The sequence below is a fragment of the Niveispirillum sp. genome, from assembly GCF_017996735.1.
GTDB lineage: Bacteria > Pseudomonadota > Alphaproteobacteria > Azospirillales > Azospirillaceae > Niveispirillum.
In genome coordinates this window covers 1-9,548 of record NZ_JAGOGJ010000194.1, presented here as the reverse complement: position 1 = coordinate 9,548, position 9,548 = coordinate 1, and the positions used below count along the sequence as shown (strand labels likewise).

The 9,548-nt window shown below is 61.1% G+C and carries 8 protein-coding genes; 2 read left to right on the top strand and 6 right to left on the bottom strand.

Annotated elements, in window-relative coordinates; genetic code table 11:
* Positions 1-504, bottom strand: a 504-nt coding sequence (locus KBA48_RS30805) for a hypothetical protein (protein ID WP_292912516.1), incomplete at its 3' end; no start/stop codon positions are given.
* A complete protein-coding gene (locus tag KBA48_RS30800) occupies positions 497-1,576 on the bottom strand; it encodes an AAA family ATPase (protein WP_292912515.1) in 1,080 nt (359 codons plus the stop codon). The genes KBA48_RS30805 and KBA48_RS30800, both read right to left, overlap by 8 nt.
* Positions 1,577-1,710: 134 nt before the next feature.
* On the opposite strand from KBA48_RS30800, the gene KBA48_RS30795 reads away from it, so the two are divergent.
* On the top strand, positions 1,711-2,016 hold the full coding sequence (locus KBA48_RS30795; protein WP_292912514.1) for a WGR domain-containing protein: 306 nt from the start codon (positions 1,711-1,713) through the stop codon (positions 2,014-2,016).
* Here KBA48_RS30795 and KBA48_RS30790 read toward each other — a convergent pair.
* From KBA48_RS30790 to KBA48_RS30775, 4 genes are all read right to left on the bottom strand, one after another.
* Positions 1,995-4,931 carry a DEAD/DEAH box helicase family protein gene (locus tag KBA48_RS30790; protein ID WP_292912513.1) on the bottom strand — a complete coding sequence of 979 codons (2,937 nt, stop codon included), beginning with the start codon at positions 4,929-4,931 and terminating at the stop codon, positions 1,995-1,997. The two genes, KBA48_RS30795 and KBA48_RS30790, sit on opposite strands and share 22 nt — an antisense overlap.
* Positions 4,928-6,829, bottom strand: a complete 1,902-nt coding sequence (locus tag KBA48_RS30785; protein WP_292912512.1) for a DNA methyltransferase — start codon at positions 6,827-6,829, stop codon at positions 4,928-4,930. The genes KBA48_RS30790 and KBA48_RS30785 overlap by 4 nt, the downstream gene beginning before the upstream one ends.
* 96 nt (positions 6,830-6,925) lie before the next feature.
* Positions 6,926-7,417 (bottom strand): GNAT family N-acetyltransferase, encoded by a 492-nt coding sequence (locus KBA48_RS30780; RefSeq protein ID WP_292912511.1) that lies wholly within the window; start codon positions 7,415-7,417, stop codon positions 6,926-6,928.
* Positions 7,418-7,419: 2 nt separating this feature from the next.
* Entirely contained in the window at positions 7,420-7,710 is a 291-nt protein-coding gene (locus KBA48_RS30775; protein ID WP_292912510.1) for a DUF1778 domain-containing protein, read from the bottom strand.
* Positions 7,711-7,978: 268 nt separating this feature from the next.
* Between KBA48_RS30775 and KBA48_RS30770 the strand changes: the two genes are divergently transcribed.
* The coding region (locus KBA48_RS30770) for a transposase family protein (RefSeq protein WP_292912509.1) at positions 7,979-9,548 on the top strand (1,570 nt) is incomplete at its 3' end.

Sequence of the window (9,548 nt, the reverse complement as noted above, 5' to 3'; positions counted from 1 at the left end):
CGCGCGCCCGTCCTGCGCTTCAGGCGCGGCCGCCCACAGATCATCCAAAGAGCGATACCCGGCCGCGTTCTCTTCCCCGAAAAAGCTGACGGACTGCACTCGCGAGATATCGACCAGCTCTTTCGTGCGATCCGTGCGCTGCACAAAGCGCGCGTAGGTCGCCAGTCGGTCGGTTTCGACCTCGACCAGATACCCGCTTTTGTAAGGGGCGATCAGCCGTGCGCCGCGCTCGCCCTGGAACAGGTCCGAAGGCGTCCATGTCGGCGCAAGGGAGTCATCGAACATCGCGGCGTAGATGACAGCCCGGCCATCGAAGCGCGGTTGTTCCACCGCCTGTTCGGCCATGCCGCTGAGTTGTCGCGACAGCGCCTTGCGCTGATCCGGCAGGCGATCGGTTTTGATGCCCCCTGCACCCTTGCCGCCGCCGCTGACGCTTTCCGGCTTGGGGTCTTTGGTGAACCGGAGGACCGGATTCAGAAGGGGACGATGAGGTGTCTCAGCCATCGGTCGCCTCCTTCAGGTAGCGATGGACCATCTGGCGGCTGACCCCGACGATGCGGGCAATATCCGCCTGGCTCACGTCCCCCTTCTCGTGAAGCAGGGCCGTCAGGTTCTTTTTGTCCGCCGTCCCAAGGGTGCGGCCATCCAGCAGGCGCGGGCTTCCGGCGCGGGAGTCGCGCACCGCGAGCAGAATCTGCGCAAGGCCAGGGCTTTGCCCGGCAAGGATGGTACGCCGCCGTGCCGCAAGGGCGATGTTTTCGATATCCGCGCCGTTCAGGCCATCCGAGACGCGCGCCAGCAGCGCCGCGTCGCCCTGATGTGCGGCATCCCCCTCGAACAGGAAATGAAGCCACAGGCTTTCGCGCACATCCCGATCCGGCAAGCCCAGCTCGACCTTGTACGGGAAGCGCCGGAAAATGGCGGGATCGAGAAGATGCGGGTGATTGGTCGCGCCGATCGTCACCACATCGTCCGTCAGGGAATCCAGCCCCTGAAGGACGGTATTGACGACCCGCTTCAGCTCGCCCAGTTCGTGCCGGTCATCCCTGACCTTCGCAATGGCGTCCATCTCGTCGAGGAACAGAACAGCGTTGCGGGCAGGCACGAACTCGAAAATGCCCCGGATGTTCTTGGCTGTCTCGCCAAGCCGGGACGAGATCAGCGAGTCCAGACGGGCAATGTAAAAGGGCCGCTTCAGCGAGGCGGCGATGTGGCCCGCCAGCAGAGTTTTTCCCGTGCCGGGCGGGCCATAGAGCAGAAGGCCCAGCCGGGCGGAAACGCCCTTCTCGGCCAGAAGGCCGATATGCTGTGCATCTTCAATGAACTGCGAAATGATATGCCCGGCCTCGCCGCCCAGCATGACCGGCGTCGTCGGCCAATGGCCTTCCTCGATCAGCGGGAGACGAGAACCTGCGTCGCGCGGCAGGGCCTCCGCATAGCCGGAAGCTTGTAGCGGCACGCCCCGCTTGCGCAGGAGGGATTGGATTGCTTTGGCGCCTTCCGTGTCCTTTTGCTCGGCTAACCGCTTGGCAATCGCATTGCCGGCGCGGCGGACGCCCGTGTAGTCCGCCGACATGGCAGATTCGATGAGTGCGGCTATGAGAGACTTGTCAACTTCCATAGGTTCATATTGACATCAATAATCAGATAATGTCAACTGATATCGTGAAATAGTAAACCTGATATCGGAGTGTCCGAGGGAGGTGTGGCATGGTTTACATGGAGCGGATCGAGCCAGCCGCGCGCATGCGCCGCTTCTACCGTGTCGCGATCGAGCGGACGCTGTTCGGGGAATGGGCGCTGGTGCGGGAATGGGGCCGCATCGGCAGCGCTGGCGGCCAGCGCCTTGAAGAGTGGTTCCCCGATCAGGGCGCGGCGGCCGAGGCCCTGGCGGGCATCACCGCCGCCAAGCAGCGGCGCGGCTATGCCGCGCCGTCAAGGAGTAGCGCTACCCTTGGATGGACAACGGCACAACGACCTTTTCGCGCCGACCGTCAGAATGCGAATTTTCCCTGATTCCTGTCCTCAACAGGCCGCAGCTTCGCATAGGCCAGTAGCTCGGCAGCCGAGCCGCCCTTGTCCCGCCATCCATAGAAGGTGTCTTCCCCGAGAAGAACATAGTGCCATTCTGCATCCCCGCGCTGATCGGCGGGCAGGCCGTTGATCCGATCGCACCAGGCGACGGCCGCCTTGCGCTTACGCAGCACGTTCGGGCTGGTGAGCTGGCCTTGCGCCTTGGTTTCCACCAGGTAGATCGCGCCGCCGGCGCGTACAAAGAAGTCGGGGGAATAGAAGGCCGGCAGACCGTCTTCCTTGATGTAGCGCAGCCGCGCGAAGGTATGCTTTTGCTCGTTGATCTTGCAGAAAGCATCCACGCTGGCGTCCCGTTCGCAGGTTTCCATGAAGGCCAGTTCAAGGCCGCCGTTCCGCGACGGATACGGCAGGCGCAGGTAAATGGCCTTCTCGACCGCGAGAGACGAACCCGCGCGCATCGCAAGCTTCGGCACTTCCGACAGTCGCCGGTGCGCAACCTCGGCATCCGCCACGATCACGCTGTCCTCGGCTTCGAGGATGGCGCGCGCCCATACCTTGATGACGTGCTCCGTTACCGGGTCGATCAGCAGGACGCGCCAGTTTTCATCCGCAAGCGGGTCCATGTCGCCCTTGAAGAGATGCCGGCGGATGAAGGTGTCGATGCCTTCGGCCAGTTCGGCCCGGTTGATCTGGATATAGGGGAACTTGCTTGCATTGGCGAAAGCCTTGGAGCTGCCCGTGGTGTCGGTCAGGGTGACGGCTTCGGTGATCCGGCGCGTGATGCGCGCCAGATAATCATTATAACCGGTCGCCGTCATGACACCGCCATGCACGCGGTAATCCCCGAAACGGGTCTTGGCCTGCACGTCTTCGGAATGGAACCTCTCGCCATGCCCGAGCTGCTTTTTGAGCTGATCGAGGGTGAAGGCCCCGAACGGGGCAAGGCTTGCTGGGTCGATGTGCGTGTCTTCCAGCTCTTCGACCTGTTCGCGCAGGATGAAGGGAATGGCGAAATCGTATTCCTCGAAGCCGGGGCGCAGGCCGACCGAAACCAGATCGCCCGTGCCGCTGGTGTTGCGGTCGTCCTCGTCGTCGGCTTCCGCCGCCAAGCCTTCCTGGATCAACTCGTCGTAAAATTCCTGAAACGCCGGATGCTCCACGATTGAGAGAATGTCGATCATGTTGGTGGGCGTCTTGCCCGCACGGATGAGCTGCCGGTTCTCCCGTTTGATATCCTCGTATTCGTTGCCGCGCCACATGAGGCGCAGGCCGCGGCCGATCGTCTGTTCCAGCAGGATACCCGCGCCGGACGCCCGCAGCGGGACGATCACGCAGATATTGTTCACGTCGAAGCCCTCGCGCAGCATGAGCACGCTGACGATGACGCGCGGGGATTTGTGGCGGTCCACGTCGAACAGGCGCTCGCGCAGCACCTTCCATTCGTCGGGCTTCAGCTCGCCCTTGCGGTTGGAATCGACGCGCAGCACCTCGTCGCTGGCCAACCCTTCTAGTTGCATGAAATCGGCGACAAGGGGCGTCACCGTCGTATCCTCGCAGACCACCAGCATTTTCGGATGCTTGTCCGGGTCGAGGCCCGCGAAATCGGCTTCGAGCTTCCGCAGCTTGGTCAGGCCGGCCCGCAGCATGATCCGCTGCCCTTCGGACAGCATGGGATTGCCATTCTCGTCGCGGTCGGCCTTGAAATCCAGCTCGTCATGGCTCAGCGCCCCGATCTCGGAGCGTTTGTCGAGCACGAGGGATTTGACCAGACCGGCCCGCATGGCCGTCTTCAGGTCGAAATCCACGACGATGTGCGGGAAGTAAGATTTGCGGCTGTTCCGGCCGGTGCCGACCTCGTTATAGGGCGTCGCTGAAAAGTCCACCTGCACAAACCGCCGGCCTTTCGGCTCGGCGATCAAGGTGAGGCTCTTTTGCCATTCGACCTCCGTGACCTCTCCCTCCCGCTTGAACTCGTGGATGTGGTGCGCCTCGTCGTTGAAGACCATGAGGCCGGGCAGGTCCTTCAGGTAGGACAGGATGCCGCCCCGCTCGTAGCGGCGGTTCAGCACGTTCAGGTCGTTGCCCTGGCTCGTGCCGGGCGTCAGCGGAAGGATGCTTTGCACGACAACCTTGGGATCGGCCGCCGCGCCGGGGGCCTCGATTTCCTGGTCCTCCGGCTGTTCGCCTTCTTCCGACAGCACATGCCAGTTGGAAATGGCGATGATGCCGCCCGCCGTGACTTTCCGCCCGATATCCTCTTTCGGACACACCGCACCCTGCACGAAGCGAAAAACCTCGTCGCGGTAGGCGTCGGGAATAAACAGCTCCTGAAAGATGGAAAGATCGGAGATCGAGAAATCTCGCTTGCCCTCGCGCTCCTTGCCCATGAAGGCGTCGAGCAGCCGGTCGTAAACGATCAGGCCGGGGGCAACGACGAGGAAGTTTTTGGTGAAGCGGGGATCGACCGGCGCACGATTGGCATTGAGTACCTGCCAGACCATGAGGGCTTGCAGCACCCATGTCTTGCCGGTGCCGGTCGCCATTTTCAGGCAATATTTGGGATAGGCGTTCTTCGGCGCGCGGATCGCTTCGGAATCCCGCGTGCTGGACAGCATCACGTCCGGCGCGGCCGCCTGATAAAGCTCCTGCAACGTCGAGATGCCCAGGACCTCATGGGCATAGATCACATTGAGCAAGGCTTGCCGCTGGCCGGGGTGGAAATTGAAGGTGCGGGCGTCCTGAAACTCCGCCTGAAACCACCATTTCAGCAGCTCGGCCGTGATGTCCGAAACCTGATCGAGGATCGGGGCTTCGCCGGATTCCAGTCCGGCGCAGGCTTCTTCGGCCTTGGCAGTCAGGCCCTGGGCAAGCGAAAGATCGTTGATGCTCGCCATCATGCCACCTCGATCGTCGCTTCGGCCTCGAAGCCGAACACATCGACCACGCGCACGCAGACGCGGCGCGGGCCGTCCTTCTTCGGCAGGCCGGCGAGCCGTGCCGTGCGCGTGACGCGGTAAGGATCGCTGTCGTTGTCGGTGTTGCCCCGGTAATCCTGCCAGACGGAGCGGAACACCTCGCCGTCATAATCGGGATCGACGCTCCAATATTCGATCAGCGCCAAGGGGTCGGAATTGATGACCTTTTGCAGCTTGTCGCGGTTGGCCTCGTCGAGATTCAGCGCCTCCGGCGACAACAGCACGTAATTGGCGATCTCCACGGACAGGGCTTCCCCCTCCCCATCCTGCTTGCGGGAAACCGCGCCCAGCTTGAGATATTGCAGCGACGAGAAGCGCACCTCGTCGGCCTTGAGCTTGTGGCCCTTCTTCTTCAGCCGGTCGAGAAGATCGGGCGGGATCACCAGCACTTCCAGCCGGTCGCCCTGCCCGAGCGCCTCGATATCGTGCCCGATCGTCGGCGAGAAGTTCCAGCCGAGGATCACCACCTTGTCCCAACCGCCCATAAGGTTGTCGCGGATTTCAATGGCGCGACGCAGCGTGGTAAGGCCGGTCATCTTGTTTGGGCTGTCCGCGAGGACGAGGGTTTTGCTCCCTTGAAGCCGGCCCATGTTCTTGTTGGGGTTTTCCTCCACGGGCAGGGGCAGCGCCCCGTAGAGGCCGAGGACGATTTCGGCCAGATCACCGATGCGGAATTTCGCGCCCATGGTGGAGCGCATCTGCTCCACTTGGTAGTCGCCGATGTGCTGATAGAGGAAGGGCTTGGCGTCCTGGTCGATCAGGCGCTTGCGCGCCATCATGCACGCGGGTTTGCCGAGATCGGATGCGATCCAGCGGCGGCCAAGGCGCTCGGCAACGGAAGCCGTCGTGCCGGAGCCGACGAAGAAATCCGCAACAAGATCGCCTTCCTTGGAAGCGGCGGAGATAACAGTTTCAATCACTGTTTCCGGTTTTTGGGTTTTGTATCCTAGATTTTCCGTTTTATCGGCCGGTTGGAGCATGGACATATACCAAACATCATCCACGCCCCTGTCTTCGGCTTCGATGTATATAAGGTTTCCGTTCTCGTCTCTGGCATTGACGAGTTTTTGTTTTTCCTTGCTCCAAGCCCTCTTTAGTTGGCGCTGTTTTTCCACACGCTCTTCTTTTATTTTGGTGAATGGGAATTTATCGCCGTTTCGATACCAATAAATGACATCATGGTTCTTCGGAAAATGATTCACATTTCCCTGCATTTTATTGTAGTAGTGCCAAACAATTTCATTGATGAAATGATCTCTCCCGAATATCTCATCGAGAGCGATTTTGACGTAGTGCCCGACATGCCAGTCAAGGTGGACGAATATCGTCCCTTCAGAGGCAAGAAGCTCCTTCATAAGATATAACCTCGGCACAATCATCTTGAGATATGATGATGTTCCGTCCGCCCATGTGTCCGTATAGGCAAACTGCTCTAAAACGGTGGGAGATTGATCGTAGGAAGCGCCGAGTATTTCGATTGTCGAACGGTAATCGGCCTTGCTGTCATACGGCGGGTCGATGTAGATAAGGTCAACCTTATTGCGCATTGACTGCGCGTTGTCGCTGCCGGCCAATAGGGCAGCCATTGCCAGAAGATTATCCCCATAAATAAGAGCGTTCGGATCGGCATTGGACGATGAGGTCACTTGTGGCGTCTTTTGGCGAAACAGATCCTGCCAGTTGCTGTCCCTTGACGGAACAACCAGCTCCCGAGTTTGCAGCCCGAGGCGATAGTTGCTCTCGGCCCGCTCCATCACGCGCTCGGCTTCCCGCTTGCCTTCCGCGACGATGGACGGAAGCTGATCCAGCAAACTCTTCATTCAAGTCCCCCTGCCCCGTGCTCCGCACGTGGCATCATTAAGTTGTCTTTGCCTCAGATCAGCGACAGTTACTGATCGAATGTTTTTTGTTATCCATCATTCAACTTGTCCGGAAGCTATAGACAAGATCAATGTCAGCGGATTCGTTACAGCGGGAATGAATCCATGGTGTTCATAAAATGCCCGTGCCTCGTCCGAGATCGCATGCACAAGGACGCCGCGAATCCCCATGATCGAGGCGGCTTGCTGGACGCGGAGTACCGCGTCTTGCAGAAGCGCCACCCCAACCCCCTGTCCCTGCATGCTGCGGTCAATCGCCAGCCGACCCAAGACTGCCATGGGGATCGGATCGGGCATGTTCCGCTTGATCCGGCCAGGCGATTCCGCATGCGCAAGCGCGCCGGAGGCCAGCGCGTAATAGCCCACCACGCGGTTTTCCGGGGTGGCGACAACATAGATGCGCGACGCACCGGAGAGCTGGTTCGCCATTGCCCGCCGACGCAGCCAATCATCCAGCGACGGCACGCCGGAATCGAACGCTGTCAGGATATGCGCGCCTGTCAGAAGGCTTGGAGCCTGCAAGTCCACGCTTACCCCTTCCAGGGCTTGGGCGCGCGCATCAGCCGTTCATACCCATCACCGGATGGTGGCCGATCCAGAACGGCGAGATACTGCGCGTAGGTGTCGGCATCGACCCGCACGAAGGTCTGATCTAGCAGCGCATTTTCCGCCGCTTGCCGTGACGCCTCGATCATGAAATCCGAGCGCGTCTTACCGTTGGCACGCGCAGCCTGGTCGATCAGGTCGCGCACGTCCTCGCGCACGCGCAAGTTTACAGGGCGCGTGACCGGCGGGGCCGTTTCCTTGGAAGTCATAGCCATGGTGCATCTCCTTTTCTTCAGCATAGCACGATAGATACACATTGTGTATCTGATTCTTCGTGTCGAAGGTTTCAAGGCACTCTCGCAAAAACGACCGTTTTCGAGAGATCGGCGGCAGGACTGCGCATGTCATTTTCAGAAGATGACTGCACCATTCAGTGCGGTTTGAACCCTGTTATGCATGCGGCTCCTGACAGTCAGATATCAGAACTCCTCTGCACGAAACTCGTCTATGCTCGATACTCGTGTGCACCAAAGCGAGGTGAGCATGGCGAGCGATACCCCACGGATTACCGAGCAGGGCGTGGCCACCCTGTCAGAACAGGCATGGGAGCGTGCGCGCCGACGCGCGGAGATCATCGGGCCGCTGGCGCAGTCGGAGACGGTCGGGCATGAAGCGGCCGACGCGGCAGCCCAGGCACTGGGTTTGTCCCGGCGGCAGGTCTACGTCCTGATCCGCCGTGCCCGGCAAGGTTCGGGACTGGTCACTGACTTGGCTCTTGGGCAGTCGAGCGGTGGCAAAGGTAAAGGCCGCTTGCCGGAGTCGGTCGAACGAATCATCCGCGAGTTGCTCCAAAAGCGCTTCCTGACCAAGCAGAAGCGCAGCCTGGCGGCCTTCCACCGCGAAGTTGCGCGGACGTGCAAGCTGCAGAAGCTGCGGGTGCCGGCGCGCAACACGGTGGCGTTGCGGATCGCCAGCCTTGATCCACTCAAGACCACTCGCCTTCGGGAAGGCCAGGATGCGTCCCGCACCCTGCAAGGTGCCGGTGGTGTTCCGCCGCCAGTTTCCGCACCGCTGGAGCAGGTGCAGATCGACCACACAGTCATCGACCTGATCGTGGTGGACGAGCGCGACCGGCAACCGATTGGCCGTCCGTACCTGACCCTCGCCATCGACGTGTTCACCCGCTGCGTGCTCGGCATTGTCGTCACGCTGGAAGCACCGTCTGCCGTTTCGGTTGGTCTGTGCCTCGCGCATGTCGCCTGCGACAAGCGCCCTTGGTTGGAAAGGTTGGACGTGGAAATGGTCTGGCCGATGAGCGGCAAGCCCGCGCTGCTCTACCTGGACAACGCGGCCGAATTCAAGAGCGAGGCGCTGCGCCGTGGCTGCGAGCAGCATGGCATCCGGTTGGACTATCGGCCTCTCGGGCAGCCGCACTATGGCGGCATCGTGGAACGGATCATCGGCACGGCGATGCAGATGATCCACGAGGATCTACCGGGAACAACCTTCTCCAACCCGGACCAGCGCGGCGACTACGATTCCGAAAATAAGGCCGCCCTGACGCTGCGCGAGTTGGAGCGCTGGCTCACATTGGCGGTCGGCACCTACCACGGCTCGGTGCACAACGGTCTGCTTCAGCCACCGGCGGCGCGCTGGGCCGAGGCCGTGGCGCGCGTCTGCGTGCCGACCGTCGTCACCCGCGCCACTGCCTTTCTGGTCGATTTCCTGCCCGTCCTCCGCCGCACCCTGACCCGCACTGGCTTCGTCATCGACCACATCCACTACTACGCCGATGCGCTCAAGCCATGGATAGCTCGGCGCGACCGCCTGCCTGCGTTCCTGATCCGGCGCGACCCACGCGACATTAGCCGCATTTGGGTGCTGGAGCCGGAGGGGCAGCACTATCTGGAAATTCCATACCGTACCTTGTCGCACCCGGCTGTCACCCTCTGGGAGCAACGGCAGGCACTGGAGAAATTGCGGCAACAAGGGCGCGAACAGGTGGATGAGTCGGCGCTGTTCCGCATGATCGGGCAGATGCGCGAAATCGTGACCACTGCGCAGAAAGCCACGCGCAAGGCGCGGCGCGACGCGGATCGACGCCAGCATCTCA